The organism is Mesorhizobium sp. WSM4844, from assembly GCF_055811775.1.
In genome coordinates, this window is sequence record NZ_JBVVQB010000237.1 from 1 (window position 1) to 234 (window position 234).

At 89.3% G+C, this 234-nt stretch carries 1 protein-coding gene; it reads right to left on the reverse strand.

From position 1 onward, the window contains the following. The coding region (locus tag AC0L2A_RS36585) for a hypothetical protein (protein ID WP_473613047.1) at positions 1-234 on the reverse strand (234 nt) is incomplete at both ends.

Genomic DNA, 234 nt, shown 5'->3' on the forward strand with positions numbered 1-234 from the left:
CGCGTCGGCGGCCGGGGGGGGGTGGGGGCGGGGGTGGTCGGTGGTGGGGGGGTTGGTTGGGTGTGTTTGGTTTTTGGGGGGGGGGGGGGGGGGGGGGGGGGGGGGGGGGGGGGGTGGGGGGGGGGGCCCCCCCCCCCGGGGGGGGGGGGGGGGGGGGGGGGGGGCGGGGGCCCCCCCCCCCCCGGCGGGGGGGGGGGGGGGCCGGCCGGGGGGGGAGAGAGTGGGGCGGGGGGG